31 protein-coding genes and 1 tRNA gene are annotated in these 24,499 nt (G+C 33.7%); 23 read left to right on the top strand and 9 right to left on the bottom strand.

The annotated features are described in order from the left end of the window. The first annotated feature begins 224 nt into the window (after positions 1-224). From WEN_RS00550 to WEN_RS00505, 10 genes are all read left to right on the top strand, one after another. Complete coding sequence (locus tag WEN_RS00550; protein ID WP_148267983.1) at positions 225-1,037, top strand: ComEC/Rec2 family competence protein; 813 nt, start codon at positions 225-227, stop codon at positions 1,035-1,037. Position 1,038: 1 nt separating this feature from the next. Next, entirely contained in the window at positions 1,039-1,920 is an 882-nt protein-coding gene (locus WEN_RS00545) for a hypothetical protein (RefSeq protein WP_014849618.1), read from the top strand. Positions 1,921-1,933: 13 nt separating this feature from the next. Further along, a complete protein-coding gene (locus WEN_RS00540) occupies positions 1,934-3,079 on the top strand; it encodes a hypothetical protein (protein WP_014849617.1) in 1,146 nt (381 codons plus the stop codon). 3 nt (positions 3,080-3,082) lie between these two features. Then, the gene (locus tag WEN_RS00535) at positions 3,083-3,718 is read left to right on the top strand and encodes a hypothetical protein (protein WP_014849616.1); all 636 of its coding nucleotides are present in this window, start codon (positions 3,083-3,085) and stop codon (positions 3,716-3,718) included. A 96-nt stretch (positions 3,719-3,814) separates the two neighbouring features. After that, complete coding sequence (locus WEN_RS00530; protein ID WP_158308811.1) at positions 3,815-4,261, top strand: hypothetical protein; 447 nt, start codon at positions 3,815-3,817, stop codon at positions 4,259-4,261. Positions 4,262-4,263: 2 nt separating this feature from the next. Next, entirely contained in the window at positions 4,264-5,022 is a 759-nt protein-coding gene (locus WEN_RS00525) for a F0F1 ATP synthase subunit A (protein ID WP_052304242.1), read from the top strand. Beyond that, complete coding sequence (locus WEN_RS00520; RefSeq protein WP_014849613.1) at positions 5,022-5,621, top strand: F0F1 ATP synthase subunit B family protein; 600 nt, start codon at positions 5,022-5,024, stop codon at positions 5,619-5,621. The genes WEN_RS00525 and WEN_RS00520 overlap by 1 nt, the downstream gene beginning before the upstream one ends. A 2-nt stretch (positions 5,622-5,623) precedes the next feature. Then, the gene (locus WEN_RS00515; RefSeq protein ID WP_014849612.1) at positions 5,624-6,190 is read left to right on the top strand and encodes a F0F1 ATP synthase subunit delta; all 567 of its coding nucleotides are present in this window, start codon (positions 5,624-5,626) and stop codon (positions 6,188-6,190) included. A gap of 1 nt (position 6,191) precedes the next feature. Then, entirely contained in the window at positions 6,192-7,712 is a 1,521-nt protein-coding gene (gene atpA, locus WEN_RS00510) for a F0F1 ATP synthase subunit alpha (protein ID WP_014849611.1), read from the top strand. Positions 7,713-7,753: 41 nt separating this feature from the next. Next, on the top strand, positions 7,754-8,629 hold the full coding sequence (locus WEN_RS00505; RefSeq protein WP_014849610.1) for a F0F1 ATP synthase subunit gamma: 876 nt from the start codon (positions 7,754-7,756) through the stop codon (positions 8,627-8,629). Here the strand turns inward: WEN_RS00505 and WEN_RS00500 are convergent. Both WEN_RS00500 and WEN_RS00495 read right to left on the bottom strand, forming a co-directional pair. Beyond that, a complete protein-coding gene (locus WEN_RS00500) occupies positions 8,626-9,297 on the bottom strand; it encodes a DUF402 domain-containing protein (RefSeq protein ID WP_043911232.1) in 672 nt (223 codons plus the stop codon). The genes WEN_RS00505 and WEN_RS00500 overlap by 4 nt on opposite strands. Positions 9,298-9,320: 23 nt before the next feature. Then, positions 9,321-9,396 (bottom strand) — tRNA-His (locus tag WEN_RS00495). Between the two features lie 151 nt (positions 9,397-9,547). Between WEN_RS00495 and atpD the strand changes: the two genes are divergently transcribed. Genes atpD through WEN_RS00470 form a run of 5 tightly spaced genes read left to right on the top strand, consistent with a single transcriptional unit; the run spans position 9,548 to position 14,084 of the window. Continuing rightward, a complete protein-coding gene (atpD, locus tag WEN_RS00490; RefSeq protein ID WP_014849608.1) occupies positions 9,548-10,984 on the top strand; it encodes a F0F1 ATP synthase subunit beta in 1,437 nt (478 codons plus the stop codon). A gap of 2 nt (positions 10,985-10,986) precedes the next feature. Further along, positions 10,987-11,733: a hypothetical protein gene (locus tag WEN_RS00485; protein ID WP_014849607.1), complete on the top strand. Its 747-nt coding sequence runs from the start codon at positions 10,987-10,989 to the stop codon at positions 11,731-11,733. Continuing rightward, on the top strand, positions 11,723-12,427 hold the full coding sequence (locus WEN_RS00480; RefSeq protein WP_014849606.1) for an amino acid kinase family protein: 705 nt from the start codon (positions 11,723-11,725) through the stop codon (positions 12,425-12,427). The genes WEN_RS00485 and WEN_RS00480 overlap by 11 nt, the downstream gene beginning before the upstream one ends. Positions 12,428-12,430: 3 nt before the next feature. Then, on the top strand, positions 12,431-12,988 hold the full coding sequence (locus WEN_RS00475) for a ribosome-recycling factor (protein WP_014849605.1): 558 nt from the start codon (positions 12,431-12,433) through the stop codon (positions 12,986-12,988). Positions 12,989-13,007: 19 nt separating this feature from the next. Continuing rightward, the gene (locus WEN_RS00470) at positions 13,008-14,084 is read left to right on the top strand and encodes a phosphatidate cytidylyltransferase (protein WP_014849604.1); all 1,077 of its coding nucleotides are present in this window, start codon (positions 13,008-13,010) and stop codon (positions 14,082-14,084) included. On the opposite strand, the gene WEN_RS00465 is transcribed toward WEN_RS00470, so the two are convergent. After that, on the bottom strand, positions 14,068-15,699 hold the full coding sequence (locus tag WEN_RS00465; protein WP_014849603.1) for a DUF2779 domain-containing protein: 1,632 nt from the start codon (positions 15,697-15,699) through the stop codon (positions 14,068-14,070). The genes WEN_RS00470 and WEN_RS00465 overlap by 17 nt on opposite strands. A 256-nt stretch (positions 15,700-15,955) precedes the next feature. On the opposite strand from WEN_RS00465, the gene WEN_RS03915 reads away from it, so the two are divergent. After that, entirely contained in the window at positions 15,956-16,084 is a 129-nt protein-coding gene (locus tag WEN_RS03915) for a hypothetical protein (RefSeq protein ID WP_274506146.1), read from the top strand. A gap of 41 nt (positions 16,085-16,125) precedes the next feature. On the opposite strand, the gene WEN_RS00455 is transcribed toward WEN_RS03915, so the two are convergent. From WEN_RS00455 to WEN_RS00435, 6 genes are all read right to left on the bottom strand, one after another. Beyond that, the gene (locus tag WEN_RS00455) at positions 16,126-16,992 is read right to left on the bottom strand and encodes a DUF5385 family protein (protein ID WP_014849601.1); all 867 of its coding nucleotides are present in this window, start codon (positions 16,990-16,992) and stop codon (positions 16,126-16,128) included. 121 nt (positions 16,993-17,113) lie between these two features. Beyond that, positions 17,114-17,242 (bottom strand): hypothetical protein, encoded by a 129-nt coding sequence (locus tag WEN_RS03910; protein ID WP_274506145.1) that lies wholly within the window; start codon positions 17,240-17,242, stop codon positions 17,114-17,116. A gap of 41 nt (positions 17,243-17,283) precedes the next feature. Then, entirely contained in the window at positions 17,284-18,273 is a 990-nt protein-coding gene (locus WEN_RS00450) for a hypothetical protein (protein WP_014849600.1), read from the bottom strand. 45 nt (positions 18,274-18,318) lie between these two features. After that, the gene (gene rpsT, locus WEN_RS00445; RefSeq protein ID WP_014849599.1) at positions 18,319-18,621 is read right to left on the bottom strand and encodes a 30S ribosomal protein S20; all 303 of its coding nucleotides are present in this window, start codon (positions 18,619-18,621) and stop codon (positions 18,319-18,321) included. A gap of 12 nt (positions 18,622-18,633) precedes the next feature. Next, positions 18,634-19,305, bottom strand: coding sequence for a hypothetical protein (locus WEN_RS00440; protein WP_014849598.1), 672 nt, complete (start codon positions 19,303-19,305; stop codon positions 18,634-18,636). A gap of 1 nt (position 19,306) precedes the next feature. Beyond that, a complete protein-coding gene (locus tag WEN_RS00435) occupies positions 19,307-20,155 on the bottom strand; it encodes a GTPase (RefSeq protein ID WP_014849597.1) in 849 nt (282 codons plus the stop codon). A gap of 12 nt (positions 20,156-20,167) precedes the next feature. Here WEN_RS00435 and WEN_RS00430 point away from each other — a divergent pair, with 12 nt between their 5' ends. The 7 genes from WEN_RS00430 to WEN_RS00400 are packed head-to-tail and all read left to right on the top strand — an operon-like array spanning position 20,168 to position 24,484. Then, positions 20,168-20,926: a TatD family hydrolase gene (locus WEN_RS00430; RefSeq protein ID WP_014849596.1), complete on the top strand. Its 759-nt coding sequence runs from the start codon at positions 20,168-20,170 to the stop codon at positions 20,924-20,926. Positions 20,927-20,947: 21 nt separating this feature from the next. Further along, the gene (locus tag WEN_RS00425) at positions 20,948-21,355 is read left to right on the top strand and encodes an ATP synthase subunit epsilon domain-containing protein (protein WP_014849595.1); all 408 of its coding nucleotides are present in this window, start codon (positions 20,948-20,950) and stop codon (positions 21,353-21,355) included. A 6-nt stretch (positions 21,356-21,361) separates the two neighbouring features. Continuing rightward, entirely contained in the window at positions 21,362-22,180 is an 819-nt protein-coding gene (locus tag WEN_RS00420; RefSeq protein WP_014849594.1) for a phosphotransferase, read from the top strand. A gap of 14 nt (positions 22,181-22,194) precedes the next feature. Beyond that, on the top strand, positions 22,195-23,532 hold the full coding sequence (der, locus tag WEN_RS00415; RefSeq protein ID WP_014849593.1) for a ribosome biogenesis GTPase Der: 1,338 nt from the start codon (positions 22,195-22,197) through the stop codon (positions 23,530-23,532). 43 nt (positions 23,533-23,575) lie between these two features. Next, a complete protein-coding gene (locus tag WEN_RS00410) occupies positions 23,576-23,863 on the top strand; it encodes an HU family DNA-binding protein (protein ID WP_014849592.1) in 288 nt (95 codons plus the stop codon). A 1-nt stretch (position 23,864) separates the two neighbouring features. Beyond that, the gene (locus tag WEN_RS00405) at positions 23,865-24,173 is read left to right on the top strand and encodes an HU family DNA-binding protein (protein WP_014849591.1); all 309 of its coding nucleotides are present in this window, start codon (positions 23,865-23,867) and stop codon (positions 24,171-24,173) included. A 14-nt stretch (positions 24,174-24,187) separates the two neighbouring features. Next, positions 24,188-24,484 carry a hypothetical protein gene (locus WEN_RS00400; RefSeq protein WP_014849590.1) on the top strand — a complete coding sequence of 99 codons (297 nt, stop codon included), beginning with the start codon at positions 24,188-24,190 and terminating at the stop codon, positions 24,482-24,484. Positions 24,485-24,499 lie beyond the last annotated feature (15 nt).

Here is a 24,499-nt window from a genome sequence, read left to right as displayed (position 1 = left end):
CAACTTGTATTCCTCTTTGACCACATAGCTCTTTATTTCTCCTTTTCTTCCTTACTTATTGCTTTGTATTTAGTCTCAATTACTATAAAGCTATTTTCTTATTTACTTTAGCTTTTGGTTTTTATCAGCTGTGACACCTCTTATGTACTTGGTTAGTTAACTCCTTTAAGTTATCAGAAGTAATAGATAGCTATATCTACTACTTAAGAGATAAAGTCACTGGAGTGATTGAAGATAAGTATGCTGGAGAAAGTGGAAAGTTTATCTCTTACTTTCTCTTTAATAAGAAGAATTCAACTCTCTATCCAATAATTAATGACTTCAGAATGCTTTCTCTATCCCACTTATTAGTGGTTAGTGGAATGCATCTAAATATTGTTGACAAGGGAATAAGTAAGTTACTTAAGTGAATACCCTATAGGTGAGTTAGAGCTTTCATTAGCTTAACTGTTTTAGGCAGTTATGCTTGAGCTACTGGTTTTGCAATCCCCGCGACTAGAGTATTTAGTGAGAAAGCAATAACCACTTTCAAAAAACAAAACTCTAACCCAATAAAGAGTTGAGCTCAAACAGTTCTCCTTTCTTTTGTATTCTTTCCCTCTTCTGTATATTCCTACTCCTTCTTGCTTTCCTATCTTTACTCTCTTTCTTTTAGAGTGATAGATAAATTAGAGCTAACTAAATTAAGAAAGAATCTAACAAAAATAAGCTGTGCTTGCTTATTGAGTATTGCTTTCTTTTCTCACTCAACCAGAAAGATATTCCCTTTAGCTGGAATAAATCAAATCCTACTTACTCCAATAGTTGTATTTGTATTTATCTACTATCTCTTCACTTGACCCTTTAAGTTATTTGTTCCTGTAGGAACAAAAATATATGGTTGACTAAAGAGTTTTGTTGCCTCTCTAGAGCTAAATAAATCTTTTATAGAAAGGGGAGTTGGCTCCTACCTAGAACCTTTGTATCTAACTTTTGGACTCTCTCTAGTTAGCTTATTTATCTCTAAGTACTATCTGATAAAAAGAGAAAGGTTTTAAGTTGATCTGAATTTATCTCTCTAAGAGTCTTTTTTCTCTAGAGATTAAGTTAGAAGAATTTCTCTCTAGTTTCAAGAAAGAAAAAATACTACATCTAAAGAGAGTTGAGTTTGAGGAGCTAAAGAATCAACTAACTCAAGTTAGCTTATTTGAGGAATACTCTCACTTTATATTTGAGAGCTATACAGGAGATTTAGAGTCTCTCTCTCAATTATTTGAGAAAGTATCTATTTCCTCTAATGTACTAATTACTAGAGTTTGTGAACATAAGACTCTTTTGCCTCAAAAATTAATAGATAAGTTAGAAGATAAAAACTATTGGTTATTTGAACCAAATTACAGCTCTAAAGAGAGTTATCTAACTAAGTTATTAGAAAGACTTGAACTCCCTAAGTTACCAACTAAGCTCTTAGGGCTCATTAAGAAAGAAGCTTTAAACTCTCATATCCAACTAAAAGGGGTCTTAACTCAACTTAAGTTGGTAGTGGATTCCAAAGAGAAATTAACTGAAAACTTGGTAAGGAACTTAATTGAATCTAATGATGTACTCCCTCAACTAAAAAACAAATATCTCTTCTTAGAGTGATATCTTTCTGGAAGAATTAAAGAATGGTTTTTATTTCTTAAGTCTTTGTCTCAAACTAAGACTGGTTCGAGTGAGCTTTTAATGGAATTTTTAAAGTGTCTCTCTTACTCTCTTAACTTTCATTTTTGAAATGAAAGAAATGACTCAGATACTCAAGAATTTATAAGGGAATTCAGCTACAATTTCCTTATTTTTATGGAGAGAGAGATATTTAAAATCAAGTCAAGTTGGGCCACAGAAGTTGTTTATTTCTTTTGAAAAAATAGACCTTTAAATAGACTGAGACTAGCTATTTAAATTAATAGATTTAATGGAGAGCTCTAAGGAACTAGAACAAGAACTTAGAGAATTCTCTAACTTATTTGAGCTAGCTAGAGATTACCTAACTAAGTTAGCTTATTATGACAGTTTCATAAGTGATTTAGCCTCAGAAGAACCAGAGAGCTTAGAGTTTCTTTCTAGCTCTTTTAGCCTTCTAAAGGAGTTAGGTAGATTATCAGGTAATACTGTAGGACTTGCTGCTCTTGTCTCTGTATATAAGTCCAATATCACTAAGACAAATAACAACTTTAGTGAGGTAGAGCTAAATAAGTTATTTAATGCTGAATATCAAGGAGATGGGGAATGAGTAGATGAATTAAGTTACATACACATTTGAGTACTAAATAGCTATCAACTAAATCTCAAGAAGTGTAGTGTAGGTGATATACAAAAAAGTCATAACCCAGAGATAGAGCTTGAACTAAGAACTATAGAAGATGAGGAAGAAAGAAGTGAAAAGAAAGCTAAGAAGAGGGGAGGGGATTGAACTAAGAATAGCTTTGCAGTATATAGAAATCTACTTAGCTCTAAGTTCAGTTTTGGAGAGGGAATTAGTGATGATGGTGGATTTGAAGAGATTATCTCCAAGACACAAGCTCTAGAGAGATTAGAGAGAGATATAAGAAGTGGTCGAATATATATCTATCACTCCAAGCCAGTTAAGAATCTAAAGCTAAAACAAATACTCTCTTATATCTTTCTAGCTGGATTAGTTGTTAGTCTTGTTGCCTTTCTAAAAACTTTTATTACTTATTTAGTAAAAAGTAATGGAACTGAAGACCATCAACATATATTGTTCTCAATTATGAGCTTTATCTTCTTCCTATTAGCTAGAAATGAGAATGGAAAATATCTAGATAATGAGAATTTCAAATACTCATTTAGTAGAAGAATCTTCTATTATTATTTCTTCTTATCTTCTTTCTTTTTCTTTAATAAGGGAGATGTTATGAAGTTGTTTAATTCAGGCTCTGATACTGCAAGCAAAGTAATAATAGGAATACTAGTGGCTGTAGTAATCTCTTCTGTTACTTTCTTTACTGTTGCTTTCTTTTTCTTAAACCCTAAGAAGAATAAAGCTCTAATAAAGGGATTACTTCATAAGTATGCTAACTCTCCAAATCTATACAGCTAGTCAGTGTTAATTAGAGCAGGAACTTATATCTCTAAGGGCTCAAAAAAGAAGAAATATAAGCCTGTTCTCTTCTTTAACCTAATTCCAAATATCACATTTGGAATATTTATAGGTATATTTCTTAACTTAATTCTCTTATCAGGGTTACTAATATCCTTATTTACTCAGAATAGTGGATATCAGCTATTCTTTTACTCTGCTTTGGGATTTGTAACCTTTCTTATTTCTTTTCTGATTTATAAATACAAATACTTTCATATCTTGAAAGTACCTTCTTATAAGAGTTTCTTAATAGCTAGAAATAAGTTATTCTGGTGAATATTCTGAACTGTTAATGCTTGGATGTTGAGTTGTTGGGCTGGAATGGTTTTCATAGGAGTATTTAAGGGATTTTGATGGATGCACTTTCAAGCAAAAAATCTACCTGTACTAACAGAAGTTCCAGAACTAACTAAACTAACTGGAATTATTCTTTGAGTAATTCACTGATTCTTAATAGGAACTCTATCTATTAGCTATAAGAAGTTTGTTGCTTTCTTTAATGGCTGTAGAGTTAAATTGAGAAATAGAAGAATTCAACTGAAGCAGTTCAAGCTAAAGGCAGAAGAAGAGGTTAATTTCCAAACAGTTGCTATTTAGAACTAAGTGGAGAGTGAGAGATGGTATAGAATCCACTTCTTATCTGCACAGCTAGCATTAAGCATTTATGTTAGCTTTGCAATTGTTTGGGACATGATGATTAATGTGACTGAAAATGCAGTTGCAGGAAAGTTAGGAGCAACTATAACTGCAACCTTATCTGCATTACTACAGTATGTGTTCTTGAGTTGTAAATATAAGTTTTGTTGTAAGTTATTTAAATTGCACTTATTAAGAAATGATTATTCTTTCTGATTAGTTAAATATTTAAATTACAGAGATAGAACTAAAAGTCTTACAAGTTTTAAGTTCAAGATTTATCTCTTTCAACTATTAAGTATTTGCTCTTCAATCTTTGTGTTTGCAGTAGGTCATTTGATTTCTTGAGCAACTAACGGAGGAATGGAAGGAAGTGGCAAAGGAGATTATTTCTTTAACCGATGATTTGCTCTTGCGGGAGCTTTAATACTTCCTTTGGTAAGACTCTTTACTTCCTTTGTATATATTCCTGATAAGAGTTACAACTTCTTCTTTAGAACTTAGATATGTTTTTGAATAGTTTGATATTTTTTCAAAACAATGGTCAAAGTGAAGAGGTTAACAGCATAAACCGTTTAGTTTCAGGAGCTTTTGTACTTACAGTATTGATACTATTCTTTGGTCTTTATTACAAGCTAACTCTAGATAGGATGAAGAGCTACAAGAGACTACCTAAAGTTGTATTTCTTGTCTTTCTGTTAATTAGATGAATAAAGAAAACAACTATAGAAATGTTAGGAAGAAGATATAGCTTTGTTATTCCTTTCTTTATATATATAGTCTTCTACTTCTGAGGAAGTAGCTTAGTAGGTATGTTTGGGTTTAATGGGATCAGTACTTTTGCAATAGTACCTATCTCTATTGCTACCTTAGTCTTTTTAGGAACTATCTTCCTTGGAGTGACTGCAAAGGGTTGAGGGTTCTGCAGAGACTACTGTATTTGATTGAAGTGGAAAGGAAAGAAAATCTTGCCTATTCCAGATGTTCTGAAGGTATTAGGAGAAGTCGGGAAGATTGTTTCTTTAGGGCTTAGATTGTGAGGAAACTATTTTGCTGGAGCTATTGTTTTATTTATGGTGAAACATTTCTTGGAAGAAGTATTAAAAACATTGGGAGGTACAAGCGGGTCAGTCTACACCGGAACAGCTTTATTCCCTCTTCATATTTACTTTGATATAGTTGATGGTGCTCTTCACTCAATGATCTTCCTACTTCTAACCTTCTCTTACTGAAGTATGGCTAAAGATGTAGAACACAAGGGATAATGTTTTTTGAATCTGCGGGTAATGGCTGAACTAATCAAATTCAGTCTCTAGTAAAGATGTTCACTCAACCACAAACTAGTGTTATTGTTGCTCACCTAGTCTCTTCTCTCTCAGTAGTAATCTTTATTGTTTACTTCTTCTGAAAGCCTACAAATAAGTTCATAAATTCTCAAAAAGATAAATTAGATAAGGTTCACACTGATCTTTCTATTGCAACAAAAGAAACCAGACAGGCTCTAACTACCCTACAACAAGAACAACAAAACTTTATAGCTGAAAGAAAGCAATTCTTAAAGGAAAGACAAGAGAAAGAAAAACAAATACTGGAACAAAGAATGCAAGAAGCTGAAAAGATGAAACAAGAGATTATTGATGATGCTAATAAGAGAGTTAAATTGATGGAAGAAGAGGCCAAGAGAACAGTAAACCAACACATAGTTACTCTTTCTGTTGAGTTAGCTGAAAAGCTAATTAGAGGGGCTATTAATCCTACAACTCAATCAAGAATTATTGATGACTATCTAGATGAATTAGATACTGTCTTTAAAGGTTCTCTTCCAGCAGATCAACTAAAACAACAAGCTCTTAAGAAGAGTTAGATATGAGCTTTACAGATTGCAATAAAGAGAGAGAGAAAGTAATTAAGTTCACTTCTGCTTTAATGTCTTGTTACTCCCAGAGAGTGGATTTCTTAGTACTCTTGGATGAAACAAACTCTTTACTTGCTTTCTTAAAGGCTTATCCTGAATTCACTGCTTTTCTTTCCTCTCCTATGCTAGAGAATGAAAAGAAAGAGAAATTCCTACAAGAATTAATTAGACTCTTTGCATTTAAGCAAACTTATTTATCTTCTACTCTATTACTCCTTCTTCAGTTCTATTTAATTAAGTACCTTTCTTTCTTTCTGGAAAACTTAGTCTATAAATTAGAGTTAGAGCTAAATAAGAAAAATATAAAAGTCTATAGCTCTCATAAATTAAATCAAGCTAATCAAGATAGACTGGAAAATAGTTTGAGAGAGAAATATGGAGGAGAGCTAACTATTGAATACTTAATTTCTAGTGAGATGATTGCTGGTATAAGAGTAGAATGTGATGACACTATATTAGAGTGCTCTCTAGCTAAACAGCTAGCTAATATTAAGGAAAAATTATCTCTAATGCTGTAGTATGTCTACTAACAGACTAGAAGAGTTTGCAGAGTCACTAAAGAGATTAATTCAGGATAAAGAGTTAACTCTTAGAGAAGAAGGAACAGGAAAGGTTCTCTCTAATCAAGATGGAATACTCTCTATCTCTGGTCTCTCCAGCTGTACTCTAAATGAGGTTGTATTAATTGGTCCGGACAAGATTCAAGCTCTAGTACTAACTCTTAGAGAGAGTAGTATTGGAGCTGTTGTTCTGGGTAGATATGACAAGGTTTCTGAGGGAATGAGTGCCATTAGAACTGGTAAAACCTTCTCTGCACCTAATGGAGATCAATTGCTGGGAAGAATAATAGATGTGTTCGGGAATGCTATTGATGGTTTAGGAGAGATCAGAATAGATAAGTGATCCCATGTTGAGGCTCCCGCTCCAGAGGTTATGGAAAGAAGCTCTGTTTGTGAACCTCTTTATACAGGTATCTTGGCAATTGATGCCATGATTCCTATTGGTAAGGGGCAAAGAGAGTTAATTATTGGAGACAGACACACTGGTAAAACTTCTTTAGCTCTAGAAGCTATTGTTAACCAAAAAGATAGAAATGTTAATTGTGTTTATGTCTCTGTTGGACAAAAGAACTCTACTTTATTCCAACTATCTAAAGAGCTTGAGAAGATTGGAGCTCTTAGTTACACAGCTTTTGTAGTGGCTAGCGCATCTGACTCACCAGCGCAACAATTCCTTGCTCCATTTGTTGGAGTGGCTATGGCAGAACACTGAATGTGAGAAGGTAAGGATGTATTGATCATCTATGACGACCTAACTCAACATGCTATTGCTTACAGAACTCTTTCCTTATTACTTAACTTCCCTCCAGGTAGAGAGGCTTTTCCGGGGGATATCTTCTATCTTCACAGCCGATTACTAGAAAGAGCTGGTAAGCTCTCAAAGGAAAATGGAGGAGGTTCTATTACAGCTCTTCCAATAATTCAAACTCAATCAGATGACATAGCTGCTTATATTCCCAGCAATGTAATCTCAATTACTGATGGTCAATTGTTCCTTAAGACCAATCTCTTTAACTCTGGTCAAAGACCAGCTATTGACCTAACTAACTCAGTTTCTCGGGTTGGAGCATCTGCTCAAGAATTAGCAATTAAGAGCATGACTAGCTCTTTGAAACTCTTTGTTTCTCAATACTTTGAGCTAATAGAGTTCTCTAAGTTCTCTACAGACTTAAATGAAGAATCTAAGAGAATCTTCTCTATAGGTGAGAGAATTCTTCCTATACTAAAGCAAGCTCCATTAAAACCTTATGGACCAAAAGATGAACTGATGCTACTTCACTTAATTGCAACTAAGTTGATACTAGAGATAGAAAAGAAAGAGTGAGTCTCTGAGGTTTGTCAAAGAGTATTACGTTCTTGAAGAACACATGAGTTCTATCACACTCTTTCTCTAGCTGAAAGAGTCTCAGAAGGTATTAAAGAAGTTATGACTAATATCTTTCACACTGAATACAAACACTTTTTAATGTCTCGTAGTTAGCTAATCTTTTAGCTCTCTTAAGCTTGTAACTTAACTAACCAATGTCTACAGCTACCTTATTAATTGCCAAAAAGATTAAGGATATGAGATTCATTCTTAAGGTAACTGAAGCTCTACAGTTAATCTCTTCAGCTAAGTTAAAGAATTACAGAAAGATAGCTTATAGAAGTCATGAATATTGTGTAGGTATTAAGTTCCTATTCAAAAAGTTCTATGACAGCTATGAACACGACTTCACTGTAACTAATAAAAAGTTTTTATTAGCTGAAAAGATACACAAAAAACTAGTTCTATTAGTAGTTATAGGAACTGATTTAGCTCTTTGTGGTAGGTTTAATAAGCAAATAGTAGATTACATAAAGAGTAATTTCTATGAAAAACATACTCTTTTAGTAGTTTTTGGAAAGAAAATTACTAGCTTATTAGCTAATACTCCCTTTAAAGACAAAATCATTAAGTCTTATAACTCTGAGTTTCCTTTTGCAAATTACTCTACACACATAGAGAAATGTACTAACTATCTCTTAAAGGAATATGTGAATAGAGGTTGTTACTTTCTTCAGATAGTTCACAAATCTCCTTCAAAACCCTTTAAGTTAAAAAAACTACTTCCTTTCACTGAAGACTACTTTGGTGGAGTAGAGAGATCAATAAGGTATGAAACTCATGAATACAAAGTGCACACACCCGATTGTGTAGTAGAGATGTTTCCTACTTTCTTTGAGAGAACCTTACAACTCTCTTTGGTTGAATCTAAGATTGCTGAACACAATCTAAGAAAGGATGTTATGAGTAATGCAATAAAGGCTGCAGAAGAGAAGTTACAAGAGTATCAAATACTTTACAGAAAGATGAAGCAAGCTGTTATTACTCAAGAAATCTCTGAAATTACTGCAGCTATTAAGGTTAAAAGCTAGTCTAACTCTCCTACTTCTATTCCCCTTTCAGAGTACTCTTCATCTTTGTCATCACTCCTTGAATCTTTAAAGTAATAAGACTTACTCTTACCAGTAGTATCTAGTACTTTATCTCAAAGAGAGTCAATTCAACTTTCTTCTACTAACTTTTCAAATCAATTGTTTTTAAGTAGATAAAAGACTTCTCTTATAACTCTTGAAACTTCTCTCTTTAGGTTGGGGGTGTATCTCATTTTCTGAGAGTTAAATTGATACTCATCGTTGTGAAGTAACTCTAAACCCTTTTCACTATTAAGAGTTAGAGCTAAATCTAGCTCTATGTACTTAAGAGCTTTTTCTTCTATTATTGGGGGAGTTGCAATTCTCAGATAAAGACTGTACTTATTGTTAGGTAGGAGGGTTAAGAGAACATTAAATCAATGGTCTTTTCAGAAAAACCAAAAGGTTGGGTGTTTAGTGGTTAGAGTGGCGCATCTTCGTCTTCTGGGGAATCTACCATAATCAGAGGGATTTTGATCTAACTCTTTGATTCTCTGAGCTTGTAGGGGGGGTAAAAAGAAAATTCAACTTTCTTTCCCTTCGTGTATGCAGTGATGACCTTCGAGAGATTTATATAAAGATCCATCACATCTATATGTGTGAATCATCTGCATAACTGTTTTGGCCATTGAATGAAAAGAATTGACTTAAATGGGGCGATTAATGGGATTCGAACCCATACATGCCTGGACCACAATCAGGTGTGTTGACCATTTCACCATAACCGCCAGCAACAAAAGGAGAAATAAAATTTAACTTAAATTTCCTTTCTCCTTTAAAACCTTAATGATAGGTCTATCTTAGAAGTTTAGATTATTACTTAGAGCTTTATTACAACCTCAATTACATTGAATTCTTTAAATAACTATTAATTTATTAATGTCTATAGAGTCCAGAATGCAAGGTTATATCTCTCAAGTTTCTGGGCCTATTGTGGACATGGTCTTTCCAGTTACTGATCAACCTTCTATTTATGAGAAGATAGAGCTTCTTGAAGAGTCACTTGAAACAGATGAATTGAAGGGTTCAGTTTTTGAGGTAGCTCAATTACTTGGAGATGGAAGAGTTAGAACAATAGCTCTAACTCAAACTATTGGATTATTCAGGGGAATGAAGGTACTTAGAACAGGAGAGCCATTAAAGGTTCCTGTGGGTGAAAACACTTTAGGAAGAATGTTCAATGTTATTGGAAATACTATTGATCATTTACCTGAACTACCACCTACAGAATGTAGATCCATTCATGCACATCCTCCTGCACTTGAGGAGCAAACTGAAACTCTGGAATTACTAGAAACAGGAATAAAAGTTGTTGACTTATTAGTTCCATTTGCAAAGGGTGGAAAGATTGGATTATTTGGTGGAGCTGGTGTTGGTAAAACTGTTATTGTTCAAGAGTTAATTCACAATATTGTTACTAAACATGGTGGTCTCTCGATCTTTGTGGGGGTAGGGGAAAGATCAAGAGAAGGTAATGACCTTTATTTTGAGATGTTGAATAGCGGAGTATTAAAGAATACTGTCTTGCTCTTTGGGCAAATGAATGAGGTTCCGGGTGCAAGACTAAGAGTTGCTTTTAGTGGTTTGACAATGGCTGAGTACTTCAGAGATGATCTCTTTAAAGATGTACTTCTTTTCATTGACAATGTTTTCAGATTTGCACAAGCTGGTTCAGAAGTTTCAGCTCTTTTGGGTAGAACTCCTTCAGCAGTTGGTTATCAACCAACTCTTGCTTATGAAATGGGTAAGTTACAAGAGAGAATTACCTCCACTAAAAAAGGATCTATTACCTCTGTTCAAGCGGTATATGTTCCTGCAGATGACTTAACAGACCCAGCTCCAGCAGCTATTTTCTCTCACCTAGATGCAAAGATTGTTCTAGACAGAAAGATTGCTGCCTTAGGTCTTTATCCAGCAATCTCTCCTTTGTTATCTTCTTCTAACTTATTAACTCCTAAAGTGGTTGGGGAGGATCACTTCAGAATAGCTAATGAAGTAGTAAGAATACTTCAAAAATATGAAGAACTTCAAGACATTATCTCTATTCTTGGGGTAGATGAATTAAGTGATGAAGAAAAGAAATTAGTTTATAGAGCTAGAAAGATAAGAAACTTCTTCTCTCAACCTTTCTTTGTAGCTGAAAAGTTTACTAACATTCCCGGTAAATATCTTTCTAGAGCTGAAACTCTTCAATCTTTTGAAGCAATCTTGAATGGAGAAGTTGATGAACTACCAGAAGAAGCTTTCTTTTATGTAGGTAATATAGAAGAGGCTAAGCAGAAGGCTGAAAGAATTAAGGAGGAACAAAAGAAATAGTTTTGGGTTCTGACCCTAAATTCTCAGAGCTAGCACAACAAGCAATAACAACCTATTATCAAGAGTTTGCAGGGAGCCTACAAAATAGTTCACACTCTAAAGCTCTTTTTTATTTGCAGAAAATAGAAAAATTAAGAAGTAATTTTTTTCACTACTTAGGACTCGAAAACTTTTTACTTTCTCTTCAGCCCAACACACACTATCTAGAGAGATTAATAACTGAGTTTTTAAGCACTCAATCCAATCAGTGAGAAGTTTTTAGTGGCAGAGAGTTAGCTCTTAAAAATGCCTCCTTTCACTCTTTAAAAGAATTTTTGAGTCTTAAGAAGTTACAAGCACCTACATTTGTATTGATAGATAGTGACTCTCCTGAACTACCTTTAATTAGTGAACAAATAAATTACTTAAAGTCTCAATCTCCCAATCTATCTATTTACAGTTACTTAAGTAGTGCTAGTCTAAACCAATTAAAGAATGGCTCTCTGAGTGAGTTTTCTTTTATTAGTTATGATCCCTCAAGGGAATTGTCTGAGTTTGGTACAGTTTTCTTTTGTTTTCAACAAAAGTTGAAACTAAAGCCTTTGTTTTTGGGTAGTGGGGGAGCTAAGTTTAATCACAACTCAAATGAGCTTCAATTGAGGGAATTACCTTACTTATTAGAAATTGGAACTCAAAACCTAGTCTCTTGGGTTGTATTGGCAGAATATTTCGAATCTCTTGCTTTAGACTCTATTAAGAATGTCAGGTAAGACAAGACTACTTCTGAAACTAAGTGGTGGTGCGTTAGCTTCAGAGGGAGATGCCTTTGATGAAGATAAATTACAAGATTTAGCTAAACAACTAAAAGAGCTCTCAAAGCTTTATTCTCTTGGAATAGTTGTAGGGGGAGGAAATCTCTGAAGAGGGAGGGAAGGAAGATTAGGTTTTCTTAAGTCAAATGAAAGAGATTACATTGGAATGGTTTCTACTATTATTAACTGTTTTGTGTTGCAAAAGGCTTTAGAGTCTGAAGGGATAAAAGCTAAGTTATTTTCTGCTATAGAAGTTGAAAGAATAACAGATAGATACACTCTCTCAGAAATTGAAAGCTCTTTGGGGGGTGGAGAGATAGCTTTATTTGCTGGGGGAGTTGGAGAGCCTTGTTACAGCACTGATAGTGCTGCAATCATTAGAGCTATAGAAATTGGAGCAAAAGAAGTATTTATTGGAAAAGAGGGAGTTAAAGGTATTTATGACAAAGATCCAAATGTATTTGAAGATGCAGTCTTTTTATCTAAAGTAAGTTATGATTACTTGATTACTAAAGATCTAAGAGTAATAGATCAATCATCTATAAAACTAGCTAGAGATAATAAGTTAAGATTGGTACTTTTTGATCAAGAGGCTGAAAATAGTTTTGTAAAGGCAGTAAAGGGTGAGATAGAGTTTTCTGAAGTTGTTTAGATAATGGATTCAACTAACTGGCGAGAAGGTTTAAAGCAAGAGTACTCAAAAATAAGAAACAGAATGTTAGAGAAATTAGAGGAGTTCAGTATTCTGAGACTCAATCCTAAACATTTCTACACTATCAAAGTAGAACAAGATAACCAACTTAGTTCCTTGTCTGAACTAGCTTCTATTAACTTAGAGTCAGCCAGAATGTTACACATTAAGCCCTATTTAGTAACTCAAAAGATACTACATGAAATTGAAAAAGCTATTAAGAAAGCTAAACCAAATGTCACTATTAACTCCAAAGATAGTGAGATAATCTGCTCTATTCCTGAACCAACTTCAGAAATTAGAGAAGAAAAGATCAAAAGTAGTAAGCAAGTAATTGAAGAGGCAAAAATAGCTCTTAGAACTAAGAGACAAGACTTACAAAAGAAATTCAAGGGTTGATATCCCTCTGAAAATGAATTGCATTCCAATAAGAACCTATTAGAGAAAGAACTCTCTAAATATCTAGCTGAAATAGAGACAGATTGAGCTACTCACGAGAAACAATTTAGACAACTAAAGTAGGGGTATGTAGTTACCTAAAATGCTTTCTCTCTGATGCTCTGATCAGGAGAGAAAGGATAGGACAAAACATTTTTTCTGTCTACTTACTTTTTTTATTTCCCTTTCTACTCTCTTAATTTGTTGAATTGTTCCTACATTAGCTGAAGGAACTAACTCTTTCCCTCTCTCTAAACTTTTTAGTTTTCTTAAAAATCAAACTGTTTGATCTCGAGTCTTCAAATACTCTGGATTAACTCTTCTAGTTATTTTTGGGTTCATCTTTGTTTTTGGAAGTATTAGAGAGATCTTCTCTCTTGTAACCCCTCCAATTTACTACAAGAGAGCTCAAAAATTCAATTGACTCTTTACATTCTTAATATTTGCTCCTTTGATTTGCACTTTGTGTATAGAAAAAAGAAATGGCAAATGAGATATCTCCAATGCCACTCAATATTTACTCTTTCAACTCTATTTCTTTATTGCAAACAGAACAAGTTGAAGATTCTTTGTGAAGTTTTTACTACCAGATATTACCGGGGAGGATGCACTAGTAATAAAGAAAGTAGGGGGGAAGCTAACTAAACAACACTATTTAGGCTGAACTTCTTTCTTTCTATTAGCCTTTTATCTCCCAATTTGAGCCTTAATACTAGTAGTTGCTATTTCTTTCTTTAGTAACTCTTTCTCTTTTGTATTCGGGAGAAAGTTGGGAGCGACTAGACTTTCTGACTACAGCCCAACTAAGACTCTAGAGGGAACTATTTGCTCTGCACTACTTTCTGCAATAGTCTTTTCTGCTTTAAGTATTTATGCATTTAAGTCAGAGTGATTCGGAAAGGGAAACTTTCACAATCAAGATGTTGGATTTATTGCTTTTGTAATCTTTTTAGTTGGGTTTACCTCTGTGCTTTCTAATTGAGGGGACTGCACCTTTAGTCTTTGTAAAAGAGCTTTAGGTTACAAGAACTTTGGGAGATTATTTGGAGATAAGGTAGGAGGGTTTTGAGATAGATTTGATAGTCTTTCTTCCCCTCTCTTCTTCACCTCAATAGTTTTTTGAGCCGTTCTAGGAATAATTAATAAAAATATAGGAATTCCTTTTAAGAATGGTAGTTAATTCTTCAGATTGCATAATTCTTAATTAACTGGGCTAAAGCGGAAGGGGGTTGATTCTTTAAATAACTAATAAAGCTTAGAATATCTTCTTGGCTTACTAGTTGATATTTTTGGCTTTTGTATTCTTTCTTAAGTCAATTCACAGCTAAGACCATATTCTCAACATCTAACTCACAATATGCTTTGAGTTGTTCTTTTAGAGGAGAAGGCCCTCTTTCCTTAACTATTCAACTATTAGGGGCTAAATGTTTATTGCTTAATGGATCTTCAAAGAGATAGAAGTAGAAATATAAGAGTTGAGCAGTTCTACCTTCTTGAACCATCTCTATCTCTGAATATTTCTTTTCAGCAACTAACTTAGTTAGTTTTTTTAGGCTGTGAGCTCCTTCTAGTGGACCTATTAAGTTAAGTGAGAGATTTTTTGAGCATTTAAATCAATCACTTAAGTCAATGGTTAGTAGTTGAATAAATTGGACCAAGATAGCAAGTTTTCTATTTTTCTCTTTGTATTTATCAAAAAGTTTTTTTAATCACTCACACTCAAAAGTCTTATTGAAGGAGATATAAACTACTTTTTTCTTTAGCTCTTTGAGTTCTAAAGCTAGTTGAGAGAAGGGAGTGGCTAATTTCAAGATGAGCTCTCTTTCAAACTCTTCTAACTCTTCTTTCCCTTCTAGTATTAGGTTTTCCTTGAGATAGAGTTCTTTCCCTCTAAAGATCTGAAGAGAGAGTTGAGTGAGAGTATCTTCATAGGACTCGAAGTCATAGTAGACCTTTCACTCAATCTCTAAAAGCTCTTTTTTTAATTTCTTGTAGCCTTCTTTAGAGTACAAAGAGTGATGATTAACCTCCTCCTCCATTCCAAAAAAACTGGAATAAGCGAAAGATAATAGATAATCTCAGAAACCTTCAACTCTAGTACTCTCTGGAAAAGAGTTAATATCTAGTTTTCTTATTAACTCAAAAATTCCCTTAAATCCCTTAAGACTAGTAATTGAAGAGGAGAGAATAGGAAGTTTGGGGTACAAAAAACTCAATACTTGCTTGTAACTAGCAGAGTCTGGTTCAAACAACATTAATTTCAAAAAGATTTGATGATTGGTTTCTAGATTGTCTAGCTCAAATTCTCTTTCTCAATTGATTGTTTTGTGTCACTCCGAGAGTATCTCTAGCTCTTCTGGGATATTTTCTAAAAGTCTTTTAGCTAGTTGAGTTAGTTGTTGTAGTCTTTTTGGGAATTCCTCTTTCATTTCCAACAAGGCTTCTACTATCTTCTCTCTTTTTTGCTCTGCTCCATTTGAGTCATTTCCCGCTCAAGTTTGTTCTACAAATGTAAAAGGACTCTTTACTCTAAACTCTGGAAGTCCTAAAGCTCTTGAAATCTTGAAATAATCGGGTATGGTACTCTTTGTTACTTTCTTAACTGTTGGAAGGTAATTAGATAGTTGAAGTTGACCTGACTCATTAAATCAAGCAATTACAAATTCTTGAATTTCTATTCCCAGATATTTCTTTAAAGAGAGAAAGAAAAAAAGAAATTTAGATAGATAAGTTGAGTTAGGTTTTGCGGAATAAGAAAGTAAGAGTAAGCTTCAACTTCCCTTGTAGTAAAGCAATACATCTGGCTTGAGAGTTAAGTGAATTCCAGAGTCAGAGAAGTTCTGTAGCTGAATCTCTGGGTTATAGATTAAAAAAGTTTCACTTTTGTTTTTTAAGAAACTATTTCAATCCTCTAGAGTTCCCTTAAAAAAATAACACCTATTAGCTAAATCACCTCAAAGTTGCAGTAAGGCTGAAAGAAAGTCTTTAGTGTGACTTGCCTCTTCTGCCTTCTCTGTAATCTTCTGAATAATCTTGTTTTTTTCATATTCAGTGAGAGAGAATCCTAATAAGTTATTTATTCCTCCTTCTTCGGGCTTAGAGATTATTTCAGAGAATTGCCTATCAGAGAGAAAAGCTAACTCAAAAGGTCTTTCTATAGAGTTCTTAAAGACTTTGTAATTTAAGCTAAATAGCTGTTCTAGGGCCTTTCTGATAAGTTATTAGCTCTTTTTTTGAGATTTATTTAGTCTAAAGAATTTATTAAGCTTCTCTTTTCTTTTTTGCTTTCTCTCTAACTCTCTTTGAGCCTCTATACTTCTCTTTTCTACATTCTTTTTATCTCTTAGATATTTAAGTTGCATTGCATAAATTCAGTGAAGCTCTTCATTGTAATTTAGTGCAGAAGTAAATAATATTTTGTATTTCTCTTTGGAATTTTTCTTTGGATTTTTAAATAGCTCAATTTCTATGGCTTCTCAGGGAGTTAAGAAGTGATTCTTATCTATAGTTCTGAAACAAACTAAATATCTATTTCTTGAAATGATCTTCTTTTTTTGCTTAGTTAGCTTAGAGAGAGCCTCTCCAATTAATTTTTTCTTAACTAGCTCTAGGAATTTTTCAGACTTAATAGCTTGTTTATAAATATCTAGGTATTCTCTGTAAGCAGAGAATTTCTCTGCTAACAAAACCAAAGTCTTTAGCTCTATTTGTCTTTGATATTTCTCTTCTTTAGGAAATACCTTTATAGGTTTTTGAACAAAAGGTAGTAGTTGATTTAACTTAGAAGGTTTCTTAGCCTTTAACTTAATTCCTTGGAGTCTTGCATTCTCTACTCTTAGAGTTTGCCTAACCTCAAAGATATATTCTCTTAGAGTTGAAATAGATTGAGCTCTAGGATAAAGAGAAAGGTCTGCTAATTTGTGTCCTTGTCTGCCTGAGAGCTTTAAGTACTCTTTAACTACATACCAAATATCATCCTTTCTACTTAGTTGTTTTGATTGTTGCTCTCTCTTTTTTTTAGTAATAAAGTAGAAAGCTCCGATGACACAAAAGACTGGAAGAATTGAAAAAACAGAGCTACCAGTCACTAAAGCAAGAAGAGGGAACTAATGAATCGGAAGTTTGAACTTAACTCTGGTTAAAAATGCCTACAAAACTCAATATTTACCTTCTAAGTTAAATAGAAAAGATAATTAACTCTCTAAGTAATTATTGTGTAGGAAGGTAGAGTAAGTAAGATTGTCGTTCTAGTGCCTTTGACTCATGTGTTGCAGATTTGGTCACAGAATCGTTGCAATGCATTGCCACTACAGCTCCAACTACACCTGCAAATATCATTGGAAAAAAATATTTGATTGGTAACATAATAGATTAACTAACTATCTCTTAATTTGCAGATTAACTATTGGTTTAGAGCCTTCCCCTCAGCTCATAGTATGTCCAAAACTGTCTTTTAAGCCATTCAGTGTAAGTTCAATATTTTCAATATTGTCATAAATTACACTCTTGACTGTGTCTTTTACTTTTAGTGCTTTGAATTGACTGCCTTGATTTTCTTCGCTAAATACTGTTCGTTCTTGGCCATCATGACCATTTTTTAGTCAGAAATAAACATTACTTGTTACAAAAAACACTTGACCATCTTGACAGCCGGTCGAGGTTGCCTTCATTTGTTGAATTACATCCTTATGTTTTTGACCAACAATCTCTGGAGAAATCACTCCTAACTTTCAACTATTATCTCTTCACTCAATACTGAAATCCTTTGTAAGCATCAAATCAAAGACCTTGGCTCTATTTTGACAAACAGGCTTATCGTCTTCCCTTTTGACTAAATCCTTCAATTCAAGAGCTTTAGATGATTCACTTGAGACACTATCTGAACTACCTTTCACTGATTCCAATATTGGTTTACCTGTTGCGCTTGATAATCTAGCAACAAGCATATATCCAACAACTTGTTCTCCTTCAACACCAAGAAACTTTCAAGAAATTCCATCATTTACATCTTGAAATTCATCTTTTCTTTTGTCAGAATTGATTTTTTGAGCAATCTTGACAGCCCCTTTAAGACTATCACTTCATGAGTTCTTGGTAACTTTAATGTTTTTAAAATCTACAATCGCTATTCGATCTAAGCCGTTGTTTTTGTGTTTCTTTTTACCTACTAATCCTAAGCCTGCTTTTACATGCTCATAAGTGAAAAACTTTCCTCCCCTACCGTCACTTTCTGTTCTGAAAACTGTTATGTTTTCTGCCCCAGGTACTCATCACTCCCCCCCCGATTCAAAAGCTTTGCCAAAATGAACAAATGGACATGCAATCGCCGCACAACCTGGGATACAGTGAAATAACTTTAAAAGAGACATACTATATATGCATTCCTCCTTCTCCTGCTATCTTATTTAGTTAGCTTATGCATCTGAACTAATTAGTTGATTTAATTTTTTAGTACTTTTGGACTTAAGTCTATTGGCTCTACCTTTAGTAATTAAGCCTTTGCTTTGCTTACTATCTAAGGTTTTGTAGAGGAGAGAGAGAGCTCCTTGTTTTTCTTTAATAATTTCTTCAGTTAAATTATTGGTCTCAACAACAAAACTTAATTGCTTCTTTATTTGTTTCTTAGCTCTTCTTCTAAGTTCGTATCTAACTCTCTCTTTCTTTAACTCTTTTGCTCTGGACTTAGCTCTAGAATTAACTTTCTTCTTAACAGCCATTTCTATTAAAGATTAATCACTTCACCCAGACCTTCTCTTGCGTTTCAAATTTAAAAAATAAAGAAAGTTAATGTATTCAGATTTAAATCCAAAAATATCACTTATCTTTTCCTTTCAGATATGTGAAAGTTCAACTAACTCTAAAACCTTTGAATAATCTTTAGAAATTTCATATCTAATAATCTCAAAAAGTCTAAGGGAAATAGAGATTAACTTTAGATATTTATTGAATTTAAGACTCAGCGGGTTAAAGTCATTATCTTCTGATTTCTTTTTCATAATGATTAGAAAGTAATTCTCATTAAAGGAAGGAATTGGTTTAGGGAGAAAATCTCTTATTTTTTTCTCATCAGTTTTAGAGAATTGAGAATTTTCTAAAAGATATAAAACAGAACAGTTGAGTAGTTGTATCTTATCTTTCTTAGAAAATATCTGAGTATATTTTCTCCAGTGAAAGTTAAAGAGATTATCTGACTTTCTCCTGAATAGGAATGGAGAGGTAGTGAATAAAAAAATAGCTACAGAAAGTATTCTCTCTTTGTATCTCTCAAAAACAAGTTCTTTATATAGATAACACTTCTTTTTCCTTACACATGAAGAGAGAGCTTTATATATATTTCTCTCGGAGTGTCTGGCATTAAATGGGTGTTTTCTATGTCTAATGGAATTCTTGGTGGGCCTCATTTTATTTGGATGTTTCCCTCTGGAACTCATTACCTAGCGGGGGGGGCATTAACCAGTAAAGATTACCTATAGTTCCATTTCTTATTAGCTGAAGAAACTTTTGTTCAGCTAGCTCTAAAGAAAGTTCTCCCCTTTTCTCTAATAATCTATATCTTTGAGCTAAGGCTTTTAAGAAAGAGTGGTAACTGAGATTCTCTAGGGAATTAGGTAATAGTTTTTGCAATTTATCTGGATGAGAGCCAATCAGATAGTTATAGGCTCACTCTCCTATGACTTCTTGCCCTCCCTCTGTCGCGGGAAGGAAATTCAAGAGTCTAAATAATATTCTCAGCTCTTTATTTAAGTTAGTCGGGAATAGACCTGGGCTGTCATAGATTAGGAGTGGGGTCGCAGGTATCTTATGTCTAGTAATGCCTCTAGTAGTACCAGCCTCTGGAGACTTCTTGACCTTTTTTCTTCCTATTAATAAATTAATTAGGCTAGACTTGCCACTATTTGCCCCTCCCATAATAATGAGAGAGTTAGTGGACTCTTTAGTGCTCAAAGTCAGAGACTTTAACTTAGAGTTGATTAGTCTAAGAATGGCTCTCTTGGAACTAGGTTTTCGAAGATCAAAAGAGTGTTCCGGTTTGGGATAAGGAAGCAAGTCCTGTTTAGAGAAGATAACTAATATCTCTTTGTTTGCTCACTTTCTCTTTATTTCTTTGATATAGAGCTCTTTTAGTTGTGGAACTCTACCGTCTACTACTAAAAGAATTAGGGAGATATAAGGCATTAAATTTGAGATATGTTTGAAAGACTTGTGGAGATATAGTGGAAGATATTTAGTAGCTTTATTAGTTAGTTGCACAGTCTAGATTAGATGGAGATATTTGAAACACATGTTCACTTTACTTCTAGGGAGTTTAGTGCTTATTATGAGAGACTAATAAGCTTAGAAGCTAACTTTCTGTATCTGAATGTTGCAACTTCTTTAAGTGAATCTAAAGAGGTAATAGAACAAGCTAAAAAGTTTGAGAAGCTCTATTGTGCAATTGGAATTCATCCTTTATACCTCTCTGAAGTAAATAAGGAAATGAAAGAAGTTATTAATCAGTTGGAGGAGATAATTCAGAGAAACAAAGGCAAGGTGTTAGCTATTGGGGAGATAGGATTGGATTTCTACAGAGTAACTAAAGAAGAAAGTTATGAGCAACAAATAAAGTGATTAGATGCTCAGTTACAGCTGGCTAGAAAATACAACTTAAGTTCTGTATTACATATAAGAAATGCAATGACTGAAGCTATTGAGTTCTTAAAGCAACAGCCTAGCTTCTATGGAATTATTCACTCTTTTTATGGAACTAAAGAGAATTTAAGAGAGTTATTGGAACTCTCAAAAGATTGCTTTATCTCCTTTTCACCTTTGATCTTTAGGGATATTGAGAGATTTAGGGAGTTAATCTCTGAAACTCCTATAGATAGATTGTTGGTTGAGAGTGACTCTCCCTATTTAGCTCTTGGTCCTACAATCTGTAGATCTATCTTAAGAGTTATCTCAGAGGTTAAGAAAATTGAACTTTCAGAGCTCAAAAAGATAGTGTTAGATAACAGCAAAAGAGCTCTAAAACTACTAAAATAAGGGATCTAAAATTTTAAATATATGGCCACAAAGACAAAGATAGATGAGTTAAAAGAGGCTCTTAAAGCACAAATTAAGAAGGAAAAGGAAGAGCAGGCCCCAAGAAATGAAAGAGTTTCAGTTAAGAGAATGGCTCCTCCAGATCAGCCAATGAGAGTAAGAATACTAGGACCTACAGAGATATTTGCAAGTGAAGACGTTAAGTCTCTTATGGTCAATCTACCAGATGGAAAGATGTCTGTTCAAAGGAGATACTCCTCTGTAATTGAGAGACTAAAAGAGGGAGAGATTAAGTTAAAGCTTGCCTATCCTACTTCTTCTGTGAAAGAAAAAAAGTATCACATCTCTGCTGGTTGAATGATTACCTCTCACAATCTGTGCGAGATATTAGTTAAGAGTTGTGAAGAAAAAACAAGCAGCAAAAAATAAATTGTTGTGCCAAAGGAGTTAGCCAGAAACTTCTTTGTAGTTAGCTTTCCTCACTACAGAACACAAATAAAAAGCTGTAAGAAGGTATTAATAGGTTTTTCTAATAGAGTCTTCAAGTTAACTCTTTTAGATGGAAGAGCTTATAAGGTCAGAATAGCTGATAATAACCACCTAATTTCTAGAAAGAATGAACAAGAGGTCTTGAAGTTATTGCCTGATCCTAACCTAATAGTCTATGAGAGTTCTAGTGGAAATGCCATCTACAACTGAATAGAAGGAAAACCTCTGAGTTCTAGACAACTCACTAAAGATATGCTGGAGAAGATAGTAAAGTTAGCTACTAACTTTCACTCTATTCCTGTGAGTAAGTTAAAAGGGATAGAAGAACACAATCACTTTGACACTATCTCAAAAGTAGAAAAAGAAAGAGAAGAATACTCTAAATTCTTCCCTATCTATAAAGAGTTAGTGGAGAAATACCAAGACTTACCTAAGTTTTTAACTCACAATGATATAAGTCTTAAGAACTTAATCTACTCAGAAGAGAGTGATACTCTTTCTCTTATTGACTATGAGTGAGCAAGACTAAATACTATCTATTGAGAATATGGTAACTTTGCTAGAGAGAGCAATCTCTCTAAAGCAAAGATAATTGCTTTAGCTAAATTAGTTAAGTTACAAGAAAAGATACTACTTGATTTTGTATTCATTGCTACTTTCTATTCTTGACAGCTTAGTTTTAGTTGAGATAGATCAGAGAGACTAGAGAAATATAGAAGTAAATTAAGCTCTCAACTAACAAAATACACTAGCTGAAGAAACTAGTACCTAGATGTTAGATGTCTCTACCTAGAGTTCTTATAGTTGGAGCAACTAATGTAGGGAAATCACAGCTATTTAACAGATTAATTGGAGATAGACACTCAATTGTTTTAGATAGAGAGAGTCTTACTAGAGATTTAGTTATGAGGGAGATGACTCTAAAGTCTAACTCTACTGCCCTACTAATAGATAGTGGAGGTTATTCAGATAGACTAGAGGATTCAATCTTTCAATCTGAAATCAATAGATTACTAATAGAACAAGTTAAACAAGCTACTTTAGTGCTTTTTGTTTACTCACAAACAGATGGAATTAGGTTAATAGAACAAAAGATCTCTAAATTGCTGCACAAGTTTGCTACTTGTCCAGTCTTATTAATAGCAAACAAGATTGACTCAAAGAAGAATAGAAAGGAACACAGTGTTTTTGAGGCTCAAAAATTAGGTTTCAAAGATCCTTTATTGATCTCTGCAGAACACAATATCAATGTCGAGGTTTTGAGATCAAAGATAGAAGAAGTTTGTCTCTCTGGAGAAAAAAGAGAAACTCAAGAGAACCAACAACATCTATTGAAGCTAGCTATTATTGGGAAGGTGAATGTGGGAAAGTCTTCACTAGTTAATGCACTTCTGAACTCTAACTCTATTATTGTTTCTTCAGTCGAAGGAACAACCATAGATTTAGTGGAATACAAGCTGAGTTACAAGGGAGAAGAGTATCTATTAATTGACAGTCCAGGTTGAAAGAAATTAAAGAAAGTGGGACTAAGAAATGAGGAGTTAGATCATCTATCTTTTACTAGAGCCCAGAAGGCGATTAAGTTTGCAAATATATTGCTCTTTGTAGTTGATCTAGACTCTTCTCTTAACTACTTAGATGACAAGGTTGCGAAAGAAGTTTTTAACTCTAACTTGCCTGTGATCATAGTAGTTAATAAGTGAGATCTCCTAGACTATGCAACAGGACCAGAAAGAGATGCATATGAAAAACAAATTAGAAAGAAGTTCTACTTTCTTAGTTGAGCCCCTATAGTCTTTCTTAGCTCTAAATACTCTAAGAGATTAGATAAATTATTTGAAGCTTTGGCTCTAATAAAGAAAGAAAGTAGTAGATCTTTCTCAGAGTTTGAACTAAATAGTTTCTTATCTAGAGCTAATTTATTCTTACTTAACTCAACTAAAGCAGTAACTCTAAATGAGATCAAACAAGTTAACTCTTCTATTCCCACTTTTGTAATACATTGCTCTAATCCAGATAGCATAAATACACAGCAGTTGAGGCTTATAGAGAGCCAATTTAGAACTTCTTTGAAATGTATTTATTCACCAATAAAGCTGTATTACAAAAAAAGTTAGTATAATTTTTTGTAGTTTAGATAACTAAGTAGTTAATTAATAGATGAATAAGTCAGAATTACTTTCAGCAATCGCAAGTAAAACCAAGTTAACTAAGGATCAAGTTAATTCAGTTTTGAACAGTTATGCAGAAATAGTTATGGACCAAGCAATTCAAAATAAGGAATTTACAGTTCTTAATTGAGGAAAGGTCAAAATTACTAAGAGTGCTGAAAGAAAAGGACTTAACCCAGCAACTAAAAAACCTATTACTATTCCTGCAAGATGAGTTCCTAGATTTGCTTTCTCTAGAACACTAAAAGCAAGAATCGCAGAAGAAGTAAAAGGATAGTTTGAAAAAAAAGGATTTACTGGAAAAAATATCTAGTAAGGTTGGTTGTACAACTAAGATAGCTCAAAACGTTTTGAGCGAGTTTCAATACGTTTTACTAGAAGAACTAAAGAAGAGTAATACTGTTCCTGTTTTGGGTATAGGTCAGCTAAAAATTGTTAAGAGAAGTCCTAGACAAGGAGTTAATCCTTCTACTAAGGAAAAGATTGAAATTCCTGCAAGAGAAGTACCTAAACTAGCTCCTTCTAAAAAACTAAAGGAATTAGTTGCTGGTGAGATCTCAGATATCTACGATTCTTTCGAATACTAGTTTTTACTAGTTAAGTGTCAGACGAAGGGGAGAGAAGTCCCCTTTTTCTTGACAATAAGTCCATAAGAGAGATAATAGAAAAGGCTTCTAAATCTCTATTAATCTCTCCTTCAGAAGAAGTAGTTGAAGAAGCTGTTAAGTTAATTGAGTCTATGAAGCCAGATTTAATAAGACTTAGCAAACTGCCTTTAGAGAAGGTTGAGCCCTTTAAATCTCATGATTCCCTAACTCTTAAAGAAATAGATAGTTTTTATAAAAAACAAGTGGAAGAGGAAGAAAAGAGCTTTATCTCCCCACATACAATAAATTAGTCTTAGAGAGTTTTA

The sequence above is a fragment of the Mycoplasma wenyonii str. Massachusetts genome (genome assembly GCF_000277795.1).
In the GTDB taxonomy this organism is placed as follows: Bacteria; Bacillota_I; Bacilli_A; order Mycoplasmatales; family Mycoplasmoidaceae; genus Eperythrozoon_A; species Eperythrozoon_A wenyonii.
The sequence above is the reverse complement of the archived record's forward strand: the minus strand, read 5'-3'. Positions and strand labels throughout refer to the sequence as shown.